The organism is Erwinia sp. AC075 (genome assembly GCF_979253995.1).
In genome coordinates, this window is sequence record NZ_CEEDEU010000001.1 from 3,157,338 (window position 1) to 3,175,304 (window position 17,967).

Annotated in this window: 16 protein-coding genes; 11 read left to right on the forward strand and 5 right to left on the reverse strand. The window is 61.2% G+C overall.

Annotated features, from left to right (window positions below):
* The first annotated feature begins 1 nt into the window (after window position 1).
* The 4 genes from AC0IXH_RS14940 to AC0IXH_RS14955 are packed head-to-tail and all read left to right on the forward strand — an operon-like array spanning window position 2 to window position 3,900.
* Window positions 2-451, forward strand: a complete 450-nt coding sequence (locus AC0IXH_RS14940; RefSeq protein ID WP_151038389.1) for a GlcG/HbpS family heme-binding protein — start codon at window positions 2-4, stop codon at window positions 449-451.
* 26 nt (window positions 452-477) lie between these two features.
* Window positions 478-996, forward strand: coding sequence for a sugar dehydrogenase complex small subunit (locus AC0IXH_RS14945; RefSeq protein WP_471720649.1), 519 nt, complete (start codon window positions 478-480; stop codon window positions 994-996).
* The gene (locus AC0IXH_RS14950; RefSeq protein WP_471720650.1) at window positions 989-2,602 is read left to right on the forward strand and encodes a GMC family oxidoreductase; all 1,614 of its coding nucleotides are present in this window, start codon (window positions 989-991) and stop codon (window positions 2,600-2,602) included. Before AC0IXH_RS14945 ends, AC0IXH_RS14950 begins: the two co-directional genes overlap by 8 nt.
* The gene (locus AC0IXH_RS14955) at window positions 2,599-3,900 is read left to right on the forward strand and encodes a c-type cytochrome (RefSeq protein ID WP_471720651.1); all 1,302 of its coding nucleotides are present in this window, start codon (window positions 2,599-2,601) and stop codon (window positions 3,898-3,900) included. Before AC0IXH_RS14950 ends, AC0IXH_RS14955 begins: the two co-directional genes overlap by 4 nt.
* Window positions 3,901-3,945: 45 nt before the next feature.
* On the opposite strand, the gene AC0IXH_RS14960 is transcribed toward AC0IXH_RS14955, so the two are convergent.
* Window positions 3,946-5,265 (reverse strand): gluconate:H+ symporter, encoded by a 1,320-nt coding sequence (locus tag AC0IXH_RS14960; protein ID WP_013200564.1) that lies wholly within the window; start codon window positions 5,263-5,265, stop codon window positions 3,946-3,948.
* 177 nt (window positions 5,266-5,442) lie between these two features.
* On the opposite strand from AC0IXH_RS14960, the gene AC0IXH_RS14965 reads away from it, so the two are divergent.
* Entirely contained in the window at window positions 5,443-7,452 is a 2,010-nt protein-coding gene (locus tag AC0IXH_RS14965) for a 2,4-dienoyl-CoA reductase FMN-binding domain-containing protein (protein WP_471720652.1), read from the forward strand.
* A 54-nt stretch (window positions 7,453-7,506) separates the two neighbouring features.
* Here the strand turns inward: AC0IXH_RS14965 and AC0IXH_RS14970 are convergent, their stop codons facing one another.
* Window positions 7,507-8,313: a 5'-nucleotidase, lipoprotein e(P4) family gene (locus AC0IXH_RS14970; protein ID WP_471721154.1), complete on the reverse strand. Its 807-nt coding sequence runs from the start codon at window positions 8,311-8,313 to the stop codon at window positions 7,507-7,509.
* 130 nt (window positions 8,314-8,443) lie between these two features.
* Here AC0IXH_RS14970 and AC0IXH_RS14975 point away from each other — a divergent pair, with 130 nt between their 5' ends.
* Window positions 8,444-9,160, forward strand: coding sequence for a purine nucleoside phosphorylase YfiH/LACC1 family protein (locus AC0IXH_RS14975; protein WP_471720653.1), 717 nt, complete (start codon window positions 8,444-8,446; stop codon window positions 9,158-9,160).
* 58 nt (window positions 9,161-9,218) lie between these two features.
* On the opposite strand, the gene rlmG is transcribed toward AC0IXH_RS14975, so the two are convergent.
* The gene (gene rlmG, locus AC0IXH_RS14980) at window positions 9,219-10,346 is read right to left on the reverse strand and encodes a 23S rRNA (guanine(1835)-N(2))-methyltransferase RlmG (protein WP_151038394.1); all 1,128 of its coding nucleotides are present in this window, start codon (window positions 10,344-10,346) and stop codon (window positions 9,219-9,221) included.
* 82 nt (window positions 10,347-10,428) lie between these two features.
* Here rlmG and AC0IXH_RS14985 point away from each other — a divergent pair, with 82 nt between their 5' ends.
* The gene (locus tag AC0IXH_RS14985; RefSeq protein WP_346595450.1) at window positions 10,429-10,935 is read left to right on the forward strand and encodes a M48 metallopeptidase family protein; all 507 of its coding nucleotides are present in this window, start codon (window positions 10,429-10,431) and stop codon (window positions 10,933-10,935) included.
* Window positions 10,936-10,945: 10 nt separating this feature from the next.
* Here the strand turns inward: AC0IXH_RS14985 and AC0IXH_RS14990 are convergent, their stop codons facing one another.
* Window positions 10,946-11,809 carry a DMT family transporter gene (locus AC0IXH_RS14990; protein ID WP_106381811.1) on the reverse strand — a complete coding sequence of 288 codons (864 nt, stop codon included), beginning with the start codon at window positions 11,807-11,809 and terminating at the stop codon, window positions 10,946-10,948.
* A 127-nt stretch (window positions 11,810-11,936) separates the two neighbouring features.
* Here AC0IXH_RS14990 and AC0IXH_RS14995 point away from each other — a divergent pair, with 127 nt between their 5' ends.
* From AC0IXH_RS14995 to AC0IXH_RS15010, 4 genes are all read left to right on the forward strand, one after another.
* Window positions 11,937-13,331 carry an aminotransferase-like domain-containing protein gene (locus AC0IXH_RS14995; RefSeq protein ID WP_471720654.1) on the forward strand — a complete coding sequence of 465 codons (1,395 nt, stop codon included), beginning with the start codon at window positions 11,937-11,939 and terminating at the stop codon, window positions 13,329-13,331.
* A 261-nt stretch (window positions 13,332-13,592) separates the two neighbouring features.
* Window positions 13,593-14,345, forward strand: coding sequence for a GntR family transcriptional regulator (locus AC0IXH_RS15000; RefSeq protein WP_134823347.1), 753 nt, complete (start codon window positions 13,593-13,595; stop codon window positions 14,343-14,345).
* Window positions 14,345-15,244, forward strand: a complete 900-nt coding sequence (locus tag AC0IXH_RS15005) for a carbohydrate kinase family protein (RefSeq protein ID WP_346566891.1) — start codon at window positions 14,345-14,347, stop codon at window positions 15,242-15,244. Before AC0IXH_RS15000 ends, AC0IXH_RS15005 begins: the two co-directional genes overlap by 1 nt.
* A 39-nt stretch (window positions 15,245-15,283) precedes the next feature.
* A complete protein-coding gene (locus AC0IXH_RS15010) occupies window positions 15,284-16,135 on the forward strand; it encodes a BtpA/SgcQ family protein (protein ID WP_134823345.1) in 852 nt (283 codons plus the stop codon).
* Window positions 16,136-16,203: 68 nt separating this feature from the next.
* On the opposite strand, the gene AC0IXH_RS15015 is transcribed toward AC0IXH_RS15010, so the two are convergent.
* Window positions 16,204-17,895: a chloride channel protein gene (locus AC0IXH_RS15015; protein ID WP_471720655.1), complete on the reverse strand. Its 1,692-nt coding sequence runs from the start codon at window positions 17,893-17,895 to the stop codon at window positions 16,204-16,206.
* Between the last annotated feature and the right edge of the window lie 72 nt (window positions 17,896-17,967).

The following is a 17,967-nucleotide window of genomic DNA, read 5'->3' on the forward strand; positions in this document are numbered from 1 at the left end:
TATGAAACCGTTATTTTTCGCCGCCAGCCTGCTGCTGGCCTCGGCAGGATCCTGCGCCGCCGCAGGCCTGAATGCCGCCCAGGCTGACCAGGTGCTCAACCACGTCAAAGAGAGCCTTGCCGCCGCCAACAGCACCGGCTGTGTGGCGGTGGTCGATGCCAGTGGACTGCTGGTCGCCTTCCAGCGTTTTGATAACGCGCCGCCGGGCTGCGTGAACGCCTCAATCGGCAAGGCCCGCACCTCCGCCCTGTACCACGCGCCGTCGCTGAAGTTTATGCAGCGCCTGCAACAGGGCGAAACCACCGTGCTGGCAATCCCGCAGGCGGTCGCCCTTGGCGGTGGCTTCCCGCTGACCCTGCACGGTGAGATTGTCGGTGCGGTTGGCGTCAGCACCCCCAAACAGGAACTGGATAATCAGGCCTCAGAGTCGGCCGCTACCGCGCTCAACTGAGCGCAACCCGTAAAGGATTTCACCTTATGTCGCTTACACGTCGCCGACTGTTAGTCGGCTCGACGGGCCTGTTGGTTGCTGGCGCGTTGAGCCAGTGGCTGCCCGCATTTGCCCGTGCGCCGCTGGCGTCGGCCATTACGGTGCCCGCAAATTTTGTCTCGCTGTCGCAAACGCTGACCGGCATGGATCGGCCTGATGCACTGCTGGCGCAGCGCCTGTACAGCTGGCTGCATCAGCGGATCGACGGATTGGACAACCAGCTGATCGGCCTGAGCGACCTGCTTAATCGCCAGCCTGCACCGCAGGGCGATGCGCTGCTGGCGGCGATGGCTGGCCAGCCGGCGGCGGTGCAGGAACTCTACCAGACGCTGGTTTCCGGCTGGTATCTCGGCGTGGTGAACCGCCAGAAGCCGGAATGCGTGGCGTTTGAGAATATAGTCAGTTATCGCGTGGTTAAGACCTCGTTGCTTCCTCCGAGCTATGCGCCGGGTGAAGCCAACTTCTGGACGCAACCGCCAGGCAAGGAGAGCATTGCACATGGCTGAGAATGTAAGCGCAGATGTGGTGGTGATTGGCGCCGGGATTGCCGGTTCGCTGGCCGCCCTGAAAATGGTCAAGGCGGGCGTTTCGGTGCTGATGCTGGAATCCGGCCCGGAAATCAAACGGGACCAGGCAGTGGAGTATTTCCGTCACTCGCCGTTTAAGGGCGATTTCACCGAACCCTATCCGCCAGAGCCCTGGGCACCGCAGCCCAAATTCATCCCGGTGGATAATCACTATCTGATCCAGAAAGGGCCGGATCCTTATCGTGCGCAATACCTGCGCGGCACCGGCGGCACCACCTGGCACTGGGCGGGTCAGGCGTTTCGCCTGCTGCCCAACGATTTCCGCCTCAACACGCTGTACGGCGTCGGCCGCGACTGGCCGCTGAGCTATGAAGATCTGGAACCTTATTACTGCGATGCGGAAGCCCAGATGGGCGTGTCGGGCGATGACGATCTCAACTCGCCGCGTTCGCGTCCCTATCCGCTGCCCGGCATCCCGCTGCCTTACGGCTTTGAGCGGCTGAAAGCCCGTCTGGCGCCGCTGGGCTACGACGTGGGGATTGGTCCGCAGGCGCGCAACAGCATTCCTTACGATGGTCGCCCGGCCTGCTGCGGCAACAACAACTGTATGCCGGTCTGCCCGATTGACGCGCAGTACCACGGCGGCATTTCGGCCCGTAAGGCGCTGGATGCCGGGGTGAAAATCATCGCCAACGCGGTGGTCTACAAGATTGAGGCCGACGACCAAGGCGTGATCCAGGCGGTGCATTACCTCGACCGCAATAAAGCCAGCCATCGGGTCACCGGCAAACAGTTTGTGCTGACCGCCAACGGCATTGAAAGTCCGAAATTGCTGCTGCTCTCCACCAGCGATCGCTATCCCAACGGCATCGCCAACAGCTCCGGCATGGTCGGCCGCAACCTGATGGATCATCCGGGTTCGTCCGTTGAATTTTATGCCGATGAGCCGGTGTGGTTTGGCCGGGGGCCAATGCGGCCTGGCAGCATTAATAACCTGCGTGATGGCGACTTCCGCAAGGATCGTTCGGCGTTGCGTGTCGATCTGGCGAACACCTCGCCGGTGCGCTATCTCACCGAACGGCTGGTGAAACAGGGCTTCTATGGCCGGGCACTGAACGACAAGCTGCGCTGGCAGGCCGAGCGTTTTGTGCAGCTGAAATGCCTGCTGGAGATGCTGCCGGAACCGCAGAACCGCGTGGTGCTGAGCAAAACCGAAAAGGATGCCTGGGGCATTCCCCGGCTGGAAGTGTATTACCGCTTCCCGGACTACGTTCACCGTGGCTATGACCAGTCGATGCAGGATTTTAAAAAGATGGTGGCAGAGATGGGCGGCACGGAGGCGGTGTACAGCAAGCGCGGGGTTTACGATAACAACCAGCATATTACCGGCACGATGATCATGGGCAGCGATCCGACAGACTCGGTGGTGGATGCGGACTGTCGCACCCACGATCACCCGAATCTGTATATCGCCGGCACCGGCATTATGCCGTCAGCCTCGACGGTGAACTCCACGCTGACCGGCACCGCGCTGGCACTGCGGATGGCCGATACGGTGCTGAAAAGCCTGGGGGCAACCGCATGAAGCACACCCTGCTGGCACTCTCCCTGACTGCGGCGGTCTGCGCTGCCGCCCATGCCGATCCGGCCCAGATCGCGCGCGGCAAATACCTGGCAACGGCGGCTGACTGCTCGGCCTGCCACACCGCGACCAACGGCAAACCCTTTGGCGGCGGCTTTGCGGTCAGCACGCCGTTCGGGCAGATTTACGGCACCAATATTTCCTCCGATCCCGAGTACGGCATCGGTAGCTGGAGCGAAGACGAGTTTGTCGCGGCGGTGCGCGACGGCGTTGGCAAAGGCGGCAAGCAGCTTTATCCGGCGATGCCGTACGACGCCTTCAGCAAAATGCGCCGCGAAGATGTGCTGGCGATCCGCGCGTACCTGCTGGCCTTGCCCGCCGTGCATGTCGCCTCGCCGGAAACGCAACTCGGCTTCCCGTACAACCAGCGCTGGGGACTGCGCTTCTGGAAATGGCTGAACCTGGATAAAGGCGCGCTTAAGCCCGATACGGCGCAAAGCCCGCAGTGGAACAACGGCCGCTATCTGGTGGAGGCGCTGGCGCACTGCGGCACCTGCCATACGCCGCGTAATATCACCAAGGGCATGGATAATGGCAGCCCGCTGTCCGGCGGCGATCTGGGCGGCTGGATGGCGTGGAACATCACGCCGGATAAAAACGCCGGTATCGGTGACTGGAGCGAAAAGCAGCTGGTCACCTACCTGAAAACCGGCTTTGTCGCCGGACGCGCCAGCGCCTCCGGGCCGATGGCGGAAGCCGTTGAGCACAGCCTGCAATATCTGCCGGACAGCGATCTGCAGGATATCGCGCTGTACCTGCGCAGCGTGAAGCCGGTTGGCGATGATAAGCAGACCAAACCACGCGATGACTGGGGGCAGCCCACCGCCACCGTCAGCCAGCTGCGGGGAAGCTCTGACGCCTGGCGCCGTGAGAACGCCGGCGCGGTGGTGTTTGCCGGCAACTGTGCCAGCTGCCACGGTGCGTCGGGCGGCGGATCGGGTCAGGGGTTTGGCGCCTATCCTTCGCTCAGCCACCACACCACCACCGGCGCGTGGGACAGCCGCAATCTGATTTCGGTGGTGCTGAACGGCGTCCACCGCAAGATGCGCCAGGGCGAAGTGTTTATGCCGCCGTTTGCCCCGGAGCTGAGCGATGAACAGGTGGCCGACGTCGCCAACTTTGTCAGCCGCGAGTTCGGCAATCCGGCGGCAGCGTCGGCGACCGCAAAGCAGGTGGCTGAACGTCGGCAGGAAGCGAAACTCGCCTCGCCGCCGGTGTATGGCCAGGGGGATAAGCCTTAGGGGGCTGCCCGATCGTCCCAGCGAGGGGAGATCGGGCGGTCATCATCAGTGAATAATGGCGTTGAGGATCAATACTCCGCCGAGGCCGAGGAACGAGATCAGCGTTTCCATCACCGTCCAGGTTTTCAGCGTTTCCACCACGGTCAGATTGAAGTAGCCCTTAAACAGCCAGAAGCCCGGATCGTTGACGTGCGAGGCGATCACGCTGCCGGATCCCACCGCCAGCACCATCAGCGCAGGATCGGTATGGGTGATGGCGATAATCGGCGTAACGATCCCGGCGGTGGTGATCGCCGCCACGGTGGCCGATCCCAGCGCCACGCGCAGCATTGCCGCCACGGTCCAGCACATCAGCAGCGGCGACAGCGACGAGCCTTTCATCAGGTCAGCGATATAGTTGCCAACGCCGCTGTCGACCAGCACCTGCTTAAACGCCCCGCCGCCGGCGATGATAAAGACAATCATGGCGATGGCGGCAATCGAGCTGCCGCACATCTCCATCACCTCTTCCATCTTACGGCCGTTGCGCAGCCCCAGCGTCAGCACCGCCACCACGACCGAGATAAACAGCGCCACGGCGGGATTACCAATAAATTCAAAGAACTGACGCAGCGCATTCTCTTTCGGCATGGTCAGCTCGCAGATCGCGGCGATGGCCATCAGGATCACCGGGATCACTGCCGCAAAGATGCTGATCCAGAAGCCCGGCATTTCGTGTTCTTCAAAGATCTTCGGATTGAACAGGCCTTCCGGCGGTTCGCGCTCGAAGCTTTTCAGGAAGCGCGAGAAAATCGGCCCGGCGACGATCACCGTCGGAATGGTGATGATCAGCCCGTACAGCAGCGTGGTACCGATATTGGCGCCAAAGATGGTGGCGATCGCCGTCGGGCCCGGGTGCGGCGGCAGGAAGCAGTGGGTCACCGACAGGGCGGCGACCATCGGCACGCCGACGTACAGCAGCGGCATCTGCGCCGCCGCCACGATGGTAAACACCAGCGGCAGTAACAGCACGAAGCCCACTTCATAGAACATCGCCAGACCGACAATCAGCCCGGTGACCACCAGCGCCCATTGCAGATGCTTTTTACCGAAGGCGGCTATCAGCGTGGTGGCCACCCGCTGCGCTGCGCCGGTATCGGACACCAGCCTGCCGAGCATGGCACCAAACCCGAGGATCATCGCCAGGCTGCCCAGCGTGCCGCCGATGCCTTTTTGGATCGAGGCCACCACCGCCAGCGGCGTCATGCCTTCCGCAACGCCGACCACCGCCGAGACAAACACCAACGCAATAAAGCCATTCACTTTGAAGACGATCATCAGCACCAGAAGCAGGATCACGCCAACCGCTATGATGGTTACAGGCATGCTAATTCCTTGAAGAAAAGAGTCAGAGGATGCATTAGGTGTAGTTGCTTCTTTCGCGCTACGCCGCTGAAAAAGCGCAATACCTGGCGGCACATCACACTCCGGTTAACAACACTTTAACAATGGGCTTTTCATCGCTACAGTAGCACTCATCCGACCACTCACTTTCAGGGTCTTATGAACACTTCCTTGTTCTCTCCGCTTGATTTGGGTTTTACCCAGTTGAAGAACCGCGTGCTGATGGGCTCCATGCATACCGGGCTGGAAGAGCACCCGGACGGGCCGCGCCGTCTGGCCGCTTTCTATGCCGAGCGCGCGGCGGCGGGCGTGGCGCTGATTGTTACCGGTGGCATTGCGCCGTCGGCGGAGGGCGTGGTGATGGCCGGCGCGTCGGTGCTTAATCATGCGGACCAGCTGGCGCATCATCGCCCGGTCACCGATGCGGTGCATCAGGCCGGCGGCAAAATCGCGCTGCAAATTCTGCATGCCGGACGCTACAGCTATCAGCCTTCGCTGGTTGCCCCTTCGCCGCTGCAGGCCCCAATTAACCCGTTTAAGCCGCATGAGCTTAATGGCGACGATATTCTGGCGCTGATCGGCGACTTTGCGCACTGCGCCGCGCTGGCGAAAGAGGCCGGGTATGACGGCGTCGAGATCATGGGATCGGAAGGCTATCTGATTAACCAGTTTCTGGCGGCACGCACCAACCAGCGCCAGGACGACTGGGGCGGTGATGACAGCCGCCGCATGCGCTTTGCGGTGGAGATTGTTAAGGCGGTGCGGGAAGCGGTGGGCCGGGAATTTATCATTATCTTCCGCCTGTCGATGCTGGATTTGGTCGAACAGGGCAACACCCTGCCGCAGAGCATCCGGCTGGCGAAAGCCATTGAGCGCGCGGGTGCCAGCCTGATCAACACCGGCATCGGCTGGCACGAAGCGCGGATCCCCACCATCGCCACTTCGGTGCCGCGCGGCGCGTTTGGCTGGGTCACCCGGGAACTTCGCCAGCACCTGAGCATTCCGCTGATCGCCACTAACCGCATTAATCATCCTGACGTGGCGCAAGCCCTGCTGGATGAGGGCTGTGCGGATATGATTTCGATGGCGCGGCCGTTCCTCGCCGATGCAGAGTGGGTCAGCAAGGCCCGCGCCGGGCACAGCGACCGGATCAATACCTGTATCGGCTGTAATCAGGCCTGTCTGGATCAGATTTTCGCCGGCCGGATCACCTCCTGCCTGGTGAATCCGCGCGCCTGCCATGAAACCGAGATGCCGGTTACGCCGACGCAGAACGTAAAACGGCTGGCGGTGATTGGCGCCGGTCCGGCGGGGCTGGCGTTTGCGGTCAATGCCGCCGCGCGTGGCCATCAGGTGACGCTGTTTGACCGCGCGGCCGAGGTTGGCGGCCAGTTCAATATTGCCCGGCAGATCCCCGGCAAAGAAGAGTTCAGCGAAACCCTGCGTTATTACCGCCGCCAGCTGGCGCTGACCGGCGTGACTCTGAGGCTGAATGAAGCGGCCCGCGCTGAGCAACTGACCGAATTTGATGAGATCGTGCTGGCGACCGGCGTTACCCCGCGCCTGCCGGACATCCCCGGCCTGGATCACCCTTCCGTGCTCAGCTATCTGGACGTGTTGCGCGATAAAAAGCCGGTCGGCCCGCGCGTGGCGCTGATTGGCGCAGGCGGAATTGGTTTCGATACCGCCGAATACCTCAGCCAACACGGGCCGTCCACCAGCCTGGATATTGCCGCCTTTTGCCAGGAATGGGGCATCGATCGCACCCTGCAACAGCCCGGCGGACTGGTGCCGCCGGTGCTGCCGACGGCGGAACGGCAGATCTGGTTATTGCAGCGCAAGCCCGGCAAACCGGGGGCCGGACTGGGTAAAACCACCGGCTGGATCCATCGCGCCAGCCTGCAAATGCGGGCGGTGAAAATGTGGGGCGGCGTGCAGTATCTGAAGATTGATGACCACGGCCTGCATATTCTGCGTGATGGCGAGCCGCTGCTGCTGGCAGTCGATAACGTGGTGATTTGCGCCGGTCAGGAGCCTAACCGTCAGCTGGAAGCCTCGCTCACCCGCCTGGGTAAGCCGCTGCATATTATTGGCGGTGCGGATGTGGCGATGGAGCTGGATGCCCGCCGCGCGATTGCGCAGGGCACCCAGCTGGCGCTGTCGATCTAAACGACGGCGTTTTACGGGCCTGGCAGAGGCGATCCTGCCAGGCGGTTCAGCGGCTTATTTACCGCTCCACGCCTTGAGGTTGGCGTCACGGGTTTGCAGCTTCTGCTCTGGCGTCAGCTTGTTATAGCCTTCGCCCAATCCGCTTTCCCAGTCGCCGTACAGCGGGTTAGGCAGAATAATGAACTGCGTGCCGAACAGGCGGTTATTCTGGTTCACAAAAGCACGACGCTGGGCGTTGCCCTGATGCCAGGTCGCGGCACCGTAGTCGTTAAGGTTGTCGCCGATATACAGCACCACGTCGTAGCCTTCCGCCTTGATCGCATCAAATCGCGCCTGCTTGTTTGAGCTGTCGCTCTTCAGGCGCAGGGTTTTATCGTTCACCCCGGTGAAGCCGAGCTGGGTCAGGTTTGCCGCCGTGGCCGCCGCATCTTTACTGTCGCGGTTGGAGACATAGAACATGGTGCCGCCGTGGCTGTTAACATAGTTGGCAAAGTTCACCGCGCCCGGTACGGCGGTGGCCTGTTTTGCCTGGGTCCACTGCGACCAGCTCTTATCGGCGAACGGCTGGTTCGTCTTCACCTGCCAGGCGCTGTAGGCGCTGTTATCGATCATCGTTTCATCCAGATCGACGATCACCGCCTTCGGCTTGCCGGTCAGCGACGGGGCTTTATCAAACGCCAGCGTGGCAAAATTAAACGCCTGATACGCCAGCGCCTGATATTCACCCGACTGCTGGAACCAGTTAAGCGCCATCACCGACTGCTGATTCAGCTGGTTGGCAGCATCCTGTTTGTGAGGGGCGCAGCCAGACAGCGCCAGCGCCATCAGCACGGCGGCACTTAGGGTGGTGGTGGTTTTCATTTTCAAGGGTGGTGATCTCCTGCCAGAATAAAGGGATAGAAAGGCTTTCGAATTAACGCCTTAAAAATGTAGCATCTCCCCCGTAATGTGAAGAGATTGTTCGCCTGCTGATGACGTAAAGGACTGGAACATGCCGCAACCCTATCGCTCGCCCCTGCTCTCTTCGCTGAGCTGGCTCGATCACGCTTTTCTGCCCGCCGGTGAGCGTCCGCCGGAAGAGAGCATCTATAACCATCAGCGTCACAGCCCCAACGTGGTGCTGGACACCGAAGCACTGCCGGTCAAAAGCCAGCAGGCGGACGGATTGATCGGCACCGGCACGCGGCCGGTCGCGGTGTATACCGCCGACTGCCTGCCGATCCTGATTGCCGATACCCGACACAAGCAGGTTGCCGCCGTCCATGCCGGACTGAACGGCGCGCTGGGCGGCGTGTTGATCAATACCCTGCGACGGCTGTGCGAACGCGGCGCCACGCCGGACAGCCTGATGATGGCCATTGGCCCGGCCATCGGTCCCTGCTGCTATGAGCTGGGTGACGAGCGCATTGCGGGCATCCAACAGGAGAACCCTCATGATCTCGCCGGGCTGATCGCCTTCTCAACCGTGCAGCCGGTTAACCGCGATGCGGTTCGCGCGCAGGCGAAAGGCACCACCGCTGGAGTGTGGTTTGATCTGCCGCTGCTGGCTAAGAGGATGGCGATGCGTGAAGGGGTGCCGGAAGCGCAGATTGAACTGAGCGCGATATGCACTTACTGCATGGCGGAAGCGCAGGCCAGCTACCGCCGCAACAGCCACTTCGATCACGGTTATCAGCAGCGTTTTTCGTGGATCCGCAGGCGGGATTAAGCGCATAAAAAAAGGCGGCCCGTTGCAGGTGCCGCCTTTTTTGTCTGTCGCAACAGCGCTAGCGCATCTTCACCGAACGCAGGATCACGAACTTCTGGTTAGAGGCCACGGTGGTGCAGTTGCCAAACAGCTTCTTCATTTTGCGGTAGTAGTCCAGATGGCGGTTACCCACCACGCGCAGCTCGCCGCCTTCCTGCAGACAGCGATAGGAATCACGCATCATCTGCCAGGCAATGTAGTCGGTCAGCGTGTTCTGCTGATGGAACGGCGGATTGCACAGCACCGCATGGAAGGTATTCGACGGGAAGCCCGCCAGTGAATGGTTCACCGAGAAGTGGCAGCGATCCATGTCATCCGGACGGTTCACTTCCACGTTCATCTCGCTGGAGGCGACCGCCATCCAGGATTCATCGATAAAGTGCACTTCAGCAGCCGGGTTCTGATCCAGCGCGGTCAGGCCAATAACGCCGTTACCGCAGCCCAAATCGGCAATCTCGCCTTCAATTCCTTCTGGCAGGTTCGCCATAAAGAAGCGCGCGCCCACATCCAGACCGCTGCGGGAAAACACGTTGGCGTGGTTGTGGATTTCGTACTGCGTGTCGTCCAGCGGCCAGATCGAGGTCATTGGCGCATCGGCCAGCGCCGGCAGCGTCGGTTCACAGAAGATCAGACGCGCTTTTTTCACCGCCAGCGAGGTTTTGGTGACGCCCAGCACGCGCTCAAACAGGTTCAGCGTCGAGGTGTGAATGTCTTTCGCTTTACCTGCGGCAATAATTTTCGTTTCAGGCGTAACCACGCTGCGCAGTGAGCGTAACTGATGCTCTAACAGCGCCAGCGTTTTAGGGATCTTGATCAGCACCACGGCAGGGGTGATGGTCAGCGGCGCGAGGCTGTTGATAAACTTCACGTCCCCTTCGTCCATCGCGTTTTCATTCAGGTTCTGACGCGTGGCCAGCTCGCACATCACCGAGTCGCTGATGCTGTAAAGCTCTTCACCGTACAGTCCGCATGCCAGCGTGCCGAAGGTGTCGTTAAACAGGAATACGGGGCCATTGGTCTGAATATCGGCCATATGTTGCAGCAAATATTCATCGGCAGCATCCCAGGCCTGTAACGGGCTCTCTTCGCGCGTCTGGGGGAAACGGTGCAGCGTCAGCGTGCGGTGGCTCAGTTCGAGTTGGCTCATGGGATCTCCGGCGTGGTAAAATTCCCGCGATTTATCCCCTAAAACGGGCTAACAGTAAACTTTTTTCTTTCCTGGAGTCAGCATGTCGTCGCTTATTTACCTGCAAGGTTACCCCGAATCCCTGCTTTCTCAGGTCAGAACGCTGATCGATCAGCAGCGTCTGGGGGAAGTGCTGCAGAAGCGCTATCCCACCAGCCACAGCATCACCAGCGATAAAGCGCTGTACGATTACGCGCTGGATTTAAAGAATCAGACCTTACGCAAAGCGCCGCCGCTGAACAAAGTGATTTACGACAGCAAAATAAAAGTGATGAAGCACGCGCTCGGTCTGCATACATCCATTTCCCGCGTGCAGGGCGGCAAGCTGAAAGCCAAAGCGGAGATCCGCGTCGCCACCATTTTTAAGCAGGCACCGGAAGCGTTTCTGCGGATGATCGTGGTGCACGAGCTGGCGCACATCAAAGAGAAGGATCACAACAAGGCGTTCTATCAGCTTTGCTGCCATATGGAGCCGGAATACCACCAGCTGGAGTTCGACACCCGTCTGTGGCTGACCGAGCAGGCACTGCGCGGACGGGAGAGCGAATAGCGCCCGGCCGTCACACCGCGAATCGCTTCGCGCCCGCCACGCAGACAATGGCGGCCAGGGTCACCAGCAGCATCGACCAGCTGACGGTTTCGTGCAGCAGCAGCGCGGCCAGGCCCAGCGCGATAAACGGCTGAAACAGCTGCAGCTGGCTGACCGCCGCAATGCCACCCAGCGACAGCCCGCGATACCAGAAGATAAAGCCAATCAGCATGCTGAACACCGAGACGTAGCCAAATCCGAGCCACGCAGGCAGGCCAACGTTGGCAAAGGAATCGGGACGCGTCAGGTATGTCGCCGGCAGCATCAGCGGCAGCGACAGCACCAGCGCCCAGCAAATCACCTGCCAGCCGCCGAGCCGGCGCGATAAGCGCGCCCCTTCGGCATAGCCCAGACCACAGACGATCACCGCCGCCAGCATGCAGATATCGCCACGCAACGATCCCTGCGCGCTGCCGATCAGCGCATAACCCGCCACGGCGGCGCTGCCCAGCAATGAGAACAGCCAGAAGGCCGGACGGGGACGCTCGCCGCCGCGCAGCACCGCAAAGGTGGCGGTACAGAGCGGAAGCAGCCCGAGAAACACAATCGAATGGGCGGAAGAGACATGCTGCACCGCCAGCGCGGTCAGCAGCGGGAACCCCACCACCACGCCTGCCGCAGCGATCGCCAGCGAGGCGATATCCTGACCTGCAGGCCGCCGCTGGCGGAAAGCCATCAGCAGCGCCAGCCCCAGTAATCCGGCAATGGTGGCGCGGGCACAGGTGAGGAAAATCGGGTCGAGATCGGCCACCGCCGCGCGGGTTGCCGGTAGCGATCCGGCGAAAATCACCATGCCGATAAAACCGTTGACCCAGCCATTTGATTTCAGATTCATGTCACGCGTTCTCCCTGTTGCAGATAGCCGCATTGAAGCATTGAAATGATCCGGCGAGCCAGAGACAATCAAGTACAATTCAAACGAACTGTACTGGTTCACTTTCCCCTACAGTCTGGAGTGCCCGATGTCGGAAAACCTCACGCGTATCGCGATGGTGATGCAGGACGTGCGCAGCAAAATTGCCGCCCGAAATTATCTGCCCGGTTCGCGGCTGCCGTCGGTGCGCGCTCAGGCGAAAACGCTGGGCGTGTCGGTATCGACCGTGGTGGAGGGCTATGAACGGCTGGCGGCGGAGAATGTGATTCTCGCAAGGCCCGGTGCCGGGTTTTTCGTCAGTGGCCCGGTGGCACCGCTGGATCTGGCGCAGATTGGCCCGCGACTTGACAGAAATATCGATCCGCTGTGGATGTCCCGCCAGTCGCTGGAAGCCGATGACAGCATGCTGAAGCCCGGCTGCGGCTGGCTTCCGGCCTCGTGGATGTTTGAAGAAGGCATCCGTCGGGCGATGCGCACGTTGGCGAGATCGGACGCCTCGCTGCTGACCGATTACGCCACGCCGCTGGGCCATGCCGGGATGCGCCAGTTTCTGGCGCGCAAGCTGGCGCTGGAAGGCGTTGAGACCGAAGCCAGCCGCATCCTGCTGACCGAATCGGGTACCCAGGCGGTCGATCTGATTTGCCGCTTTCTGCTGGAGCCAGGCGATACCGTGCTGGTGGACGATCCCTGCTACTTCAATTTCCATGCGCTGCTGAAGGCGCATCGGGTCAACGTCGTCGGCATTCCCTATACCGCCACCGGCCCGGACCTTGCCGCCTTCAGTCAGGCGTTGCAGCAGCACGCGCCCAGGCTGTACCTGACCAATTCGGGCATTCAGAACCCCACCGGCGCCACGCTTTCTCCGGTCACGGCGCACCGGCTGCTGAAGCTGGCCGATGCGGCGGATCTGGTGATTATCGAGGATGATATTTTTGCCGATCTCGAGGTGTCTGCCGCGCCACGACTGGCCGCGTTTGACGGACTGTCGCGGGTGATTTTTATCGGCAGCTTTTCAAAAACGGTTACCGCATCGGTGCGCTGCGGGTTTATCACCGGCCGCGCCGACTGGATTGAGAGCCTGACCGATTTCAAAATTGCCACCAGCTTTAGCGGCGGTCGCATGGCGGCCGAACTGTTGCTGACCGCAATGACCGACGGCGGTTACCGGCGGCATATGGAGTCCGTGCGGCTGCGGCTGGCGCAGGCGATGACTGACACCGCGGCGCAGCTCAAACCCCTTGGGATCACCCCCTGGCTGGTGCCGCAGGCCGGGATGTTTTTATGGTGCCAGCTGCCCACCGGCACTGATGCCGCCGCCGTCTCGCGCCGTTGCCTGCAGGAAGGGGTGGTGCTGGCACCGGGCAATACCTTTAGCCAGCTGCAAAACGCGGGCGATTTTATGCGCTTTAACGTCTCCCAGTGCGCAGATAGGCGGATTTTTGACCTCCTTGGTCGGGTGCTGGCGGAATCCAAACCGGCTTAACAGACGCCGCGCGAGGGTCGATTGCGCGCGCCGTCATATAAATTCCGTATGGCTGATTTTTGCACGATTTTCGCCGAATTCAGCGCCGCTGAATGTCTGCTGCTAATTGCTTGTTTACTGGTGACAAAGCGGCAAATGTCACACCAATCAGTTCGGCAAAAGTGACTGATTCTTCTCGTTTTTCCCCAATTCCCCGCGTATTGACACGGTTGTCATGTCATTTGATTATCGAGCCAACTTCACTCGGACAGGATCGGGTTTATGCAATGGGATCAACAGGCGCTTGTTGCCGGTACTCAACCTCTCTGGTGGCAAATCGCCGAGCGGCTACGCCGTGAAATCGAATTTGGCGGCTTTAAGCAGGGCGACGTGTTGCCATCCGAAGCGGCCCTCAATCAGGTGTTTGGCGTCAGCCGCACCACCGCCCGAGCGGCGCTGGATAAGCTTGAGCAGGAAGGGCTGATCAGCCGCCGGGCGGGAAAAGGCTCGATCGTTTTGCCGCCGCAGGTTATCCAGCCGCTGAGCCAGATGTCGAGCTTTGCCGAAGATATGCGCCGTCGCGGCTTTATCGCCAGCTATAAAACCCTCAGCGCCCGCATGGTGACGCCGCCCGCAGAAGCCGCCGCCGCGCTGGGGCTGGGCGAACATGAGAAGGCCTATGCCATCTCGCGCCTGCTCAATGCCGATAACCAGCCGATGGCGCTCTCCTACAGCTGGCTGAAACCCGGCCTGTTCGACCTGCATGCGCCGCCGGGCAGCGACAAGCTGGACCGCCAGTCGCTGTATGACTGGCTGGAACAGCATTGCGACTGCCGGATTACCGGCGCGCAGGAAACCATCGGTGCCGCGCTGGTCAGCTCGGAACTGGCCCGACGCCTGAAGGTGGCGAAAGGCTCCGCCAGCCTGGTCGCCCGCCGCCTCAGTCACGATGCAGAACAGCAGCCGGTGGAGTATGCAGTGGTGCATTACCGCGCCGACCGCTATGCCTTCGCCATCGATCTGGTGCGCACCTGATGGCGACGGGAAAGGCCTTATTTGTTGGCGATATCAGCCTCGACACCACCCTGCAGCTGGGCCACATCCCGCAGCCCGATGAAAAGCTGCACGTGCGTATTGATAACGAATCTGCCGGTGGGGTGATCAGCAACGCCGCCCTCGCCTGCCGTCTGGCCGGCGGCAACCCGGTGCTGGCGGTGGAAACCGGCGATGACCTGTTTGCCGACTCCCTGCTGATCAGCCTGCAGCAGGCGGGCATTGAGATCGTCAGCCGCAAAATGCCTGGCCGCACCTGCCGCGCCATCGTGCTGATTGAACCGCACGGCGAGAAGCGACTGCTGCTGGAGCCGGGCGTGTCGCTCTATCCCTCCCTTGAATGGGTGCAATCCCTCTCCTTAGACGGCATCGACTGGGTGCATACCGCGGTGTATGGCGAAGGCGCGTGGCCGCTGATTGAGCAGGCGCGTCAGCGCGGCTGCAAATGGTCGCTGGATCTGGAACCCGCCACCTTTGTCGACGGCATCGCCTCGCTCGAACCGCTGCTGGCGGGTGCGGAAGTGGTGTTCTGCAATCAGCGCGCGCTGGCGCAACTGGGAGAAAACCCGGAGCAACAGCTGCTGGCGGCTGGGGTAAACGCGGTGGTTTCCACGCTGGGTGCCAGAGGCGCCAGCTACACCACCGCCAGCGAGCATATTGAGGCGCGCTACCCGCTGACGCCAACGCTGGTGGATACCACCGGCGCAGGCGACTGTCTGGCTGGCTGGTTTATTGCCTGCCTGCTGGCCGGCAAATCGCCCGATGCGGCGCTGACCGAAGCGGTGTTTGCCGCGACCTACAGCTGCGAACGGGCTGGTGCTCAGCCCTCTTATCCTGACCGGCAGCAGCTCGCTGCCTTTCAACAGGCCAGCCTGCGCTGACCTTCTGACCCCATCAAGCACGTTTACAGAGAGAGTGATATGGCCGCACCCCAAGTTCTGCCGCAGAAGAGTAATGCCCTGGAGACGCTGTTTCAGGTGAAGAAACCGGTGATTGGCGTGATCCACCTGAAGCCGCTGCCCGGCGCGCCACGTTATAACGGCCAGGCGATGAAAGAGGTGTATGACGCCGCCGTGGCCGATGCGCTGACGCTGTCACGCGGCGGCGTGGACGGCATTATTGTCGAAAACGCCAGCGACCTGCCCTTCGCGCGCCCGGAAAATATCGGTCCGGAGACGGTGGCCGCGTTAACCGCCGCCTGCCTCGCGGTACGCAATGCCGTTGATACGCCCATCGGCATTACCTGTGTCGCCAACGGTGCCATTCCGGCGCTGGCGATTGCCAAAGCGGTCGGTGCCCGCTGGGTGCGCGTCAATCAATGGGCCAATGCCTATATCGCTAACGAAGGCTTTATCAACGGCCCGGCCCCGGAAGCGATGCGCTATCGGGCGATGATCGACGCGCGCGATGTCGCCATTTTCGCCGATGTTCACGTCAAGTTTGGCGCCCACGCCATTACCGCCGACCGCAGCATTCCCGAGCAGGCGACCGACGCCGAATGGTTTGATGCCGACGTGCTGATCGCCACCGGCACCCGCACCGGCAACCCCACCAGCGACACCGAGGTCAACGAGGTGCGAAGCGGCACCAATCTGCCGGTGATTGTCGGCTCTGGCCTGTCACCGTCTCAGGTGCCGGCGCTGTTTGCCTCCGCCGATGGCGCGATTATCGGCCAGTGGCTGAAGGAAGACGGACAGTGGTGGAAGCCGGTCGATCCGCGCCGCGTGGCGGAGCTGATGGCGGCGGTGATGAAAGTGCGGGAAGGACTGTGAGCGAGAAGGTCGAATACCCGGCCGACGGACTGTAATCCGCAAGGGGTTCCCGTGACGGGCCCCCCTGCTTACAGGAAGTCTTTGGCTTTCTGGATCAGGCTGGTTTTGGTCAGCGCGCCGAGGTATTTCCTTTCCACCGGATTATTCAGCACCGGCAGGCGCTCCAGCGTGATGCGGGCAAAGGCTTCCCAGCCTTCGGTAATGGTCTGATTTTCGTAGATAAACGGGAAGGTGTCATCCACCACGCAGCTGACCGGGGAATCCAGCGTGATCTCTTTATCCAGCACCTTTCTGGAAATATCATGGATCGACACCGCGCCCAGAAACTGCCCAACATCACCGATCACATAGACAAAACGCTCGCGTTTTAACGTGCTGACCGCCAGCGCCTTGCCGACGGTATCTTCCGGCTTCAGCGCCGCGCCAGAAACGATAAATTGCGAGATGATGCCGTTATCAAAATCGAACTTGGCATCGGAGCGGCTGAAGTGGTTTTTGATCACCGGATAGGTGCTGCTGGACTGCAAACGGTAGACGGTCATTGACGCCAGCACGCAGGCAATCATGGTGGGGAACAACAGGCTGCTGTTGAGGGTCATTTCCAGCACCATCAGCATCGCCATCAAGGGTGCCTGACTGACCGACGCCAGCACCGCGCCCATCCCCACCGCCGCGAATACCACGGTGTTGCTGACCGGCCAGCCGGCCAGGCTCGCCAGCGTGGCGATCACCACGCCCAGCACCGCGCCAATCAGCAACGAGGGCGTGAACAGGCCGCCCACCGCATTCGAGCCGACCGACACCGCCGTGGCGATCATCTTCAGCGCCAGCAGGATAATCAGCCCTTTCAGCACAAAGCTGCCGGCCATGATTTCGACAATCACTTCGTAGCCGTTGCCGAGAATATTGGTGCTGGCAATCGCCATCACGCCCACCAGCACGCCGCCTAATCCCAGCCGGAACGGCAGGTTTTTGATGCGGCCAAAGCGCTGCTTGCTCTGATTGATCAGCCAGATCATCGCCCAGCCCACCAGACCGGCCGCCAGGCCGACGATCACCGTCAGCAGCATGTTGCCGACCGTCAAATCAAACTGCGCATGGGAGAAGGGATAAATCGCCGAACGGTAGCCCAGCGTCCACATGGTCAGCACCGCCACGCCTGAGGAGATGATCAGCGGGATCAGGCGCTGCAGCGCCGAGATGCCAAAAGCAATCTCCGCCACGAAAATCGCCGAGGCCAGCGGGGCATGGTAAACCGACGACAGCCCGGCGGCGGCGGCCATCGCCACAATGTCACTGTTGCGCAGCGCGAGCTTAGCGAAACACAGCCGGCCCATCAGGCTGCCGCTCAGCGCGGAAAGCTGCACCATCGGCCCCTCTTTACCAATCGAGGCGCCGCTGCTGATACTGGCAATCGAGGAGAGCGCGCGGAACAGCGAGGTTTTGGTCGGCACGGCATCCAGTCGGGCATTGATCACTTCCAGATAATCGGTGCGAACCGTCTCTTTCTGTTCAATCGCCGTGGCATAACGCAGGAAAAAACCGGCAATCACCCCGCCGATTCCCACCACCAGCGGCCAGAGATACCACGGATAGACGCCGATGGCCTGGGTCACATCCTGCCGGGTGCCAAACACCACCGAGTTAATCAGCTCAATCGCCTGACGAAAGCCCAGCGTCACCAGCGTCGCCACCAGGCCAACCGGGATCGCGACCAGAATGCTGGTCCAGTTCAGTGCGTGTTTACTGCCCGTCGTCATGTTTTCAGTGTGCCCCGGTGGAGAATCTTTCCTCTTAGGGTGAAAGAGGATACAGGAAAAATCAAACGGCAT

Excerpts from the sequence above, each read along its gene's own strand:
- AC0IXH_RS14940 (WP_151038389.1), top strand. The coding sequence starts at position 2 with ATGAAACCGTTATTTTTCGCCGCCAGCCTGCTGCTGGCCTCGGCAGGA.
- AC0IXH_RS14945 (WP_471720649.1), top strand. The coding sequence starts at position 478 with ATGTCGCTTACACGTCGCCGACTGTTAGTCGGCTCGACGGGCCTGTTG.
- AC0IXH_RS14950 (WP_471720650.1), top strand. The coding sequence starts at position 989 with ATGGCTGAGAATGTAAGCGCAGATGTGGTGGTGATTGGCGCCGGGATT.
- AC0IXH_RS14955 (WP_471720651.1), top strand. The coding sequence starts at position 2,599 with ATGAAGCACACCCTGCTGGCACTCTCCCTGACTGCGGCGGTCTGCGCT.
- AC0IXH_RS14960 (WP_013200564.1), bottom strand. The coding sequence starts at position 5,265 with ATGCCTGTAACCATCATAGCGGTTGGCGTGATCCTGCTTCTGGTGCTG.
- AC0IXH_RS14965 (WP_471720652.1), top strand. The coding sequence starts at position 5,443 with ATGAACACTTCCTTGTTCTCTCCGCTTGATTTGGGTTTTACCCAGTTG.
- AC0IXH_RS14970 (WP_471721154.1), bottom strand. The coding sequence starts at position 8,313 with ATGAAAACCACCACCACCCTAAGTGCCGCCGTGCTGATGGCGCTGGCG.
- AC0IXH_RS14975 (WP_471720653.1), top strand. The coding sequence starts at position 8,444 with ATGCCGCAACCCTATCGCTCGCCCCTGCTCTCTTCGCTGAGCTGGCTC.
- rlmG (WP_151038394.1), bottom strand. The coding sequence starts at position 10,346 with ATGAGCCAACTCGAACTGAGCCACCGCACGCTGACGCTGCACCGTTTC.
- AC0IXH_RS14985 (WP_346595450.1), top strand. The coding sequence starts at position 10,429 with ATGTCGTCGCTTATTTACCTGCAAGGTTACCCCGAATCCCTGCTTTCT.
- AC0IXH_RS14990 (WP_106381811.1), bottom strand. The coding sequence starts at position 11,809 with ATGAATCTGAAATCAAATGGCTGGGTCAACGGTTTTATCGGCATGGTG.
- AC0IXH_RS14995 (WP_471720654.1), top strand. The coding sequence starts at position 11,937 with ATGTCGGAAAACCTCACGCGTATCGCGATGGTGATGCAGGACGTGCGC.
- AC0IXH_RS15000 (WP_134823347.1), top strand. The coding sequence starts at position 13,593 with ATGCAATGGGATCAACAGGCGCTTGTTGCCGGTACTCAACCTCTCTGG.
- AC0IXH_RS15005 (WP_346566891.1), top strand. The coding sequence starts at position 14,345 with ATGGCGACGGGAAAGGCCTTATTTGTTGGCGATATCAGCCTCGACACC.
- AC0IXH_RS15010 (WP_134823345.1), top strand. The coding sequence starts at position 15,284 with ATGGCCGCACCCCAAGTTCTGCCGCAGAAGAGTAATGCCCTGGAGACG.
- AC0IXH_RS15015 (WP_471720655.1), bottom strand. The coding sequence starts at position 17,895 with ATGACGACGGGCAGTAAACACGCACTGAACTGGACCAGCATTCTGGTC.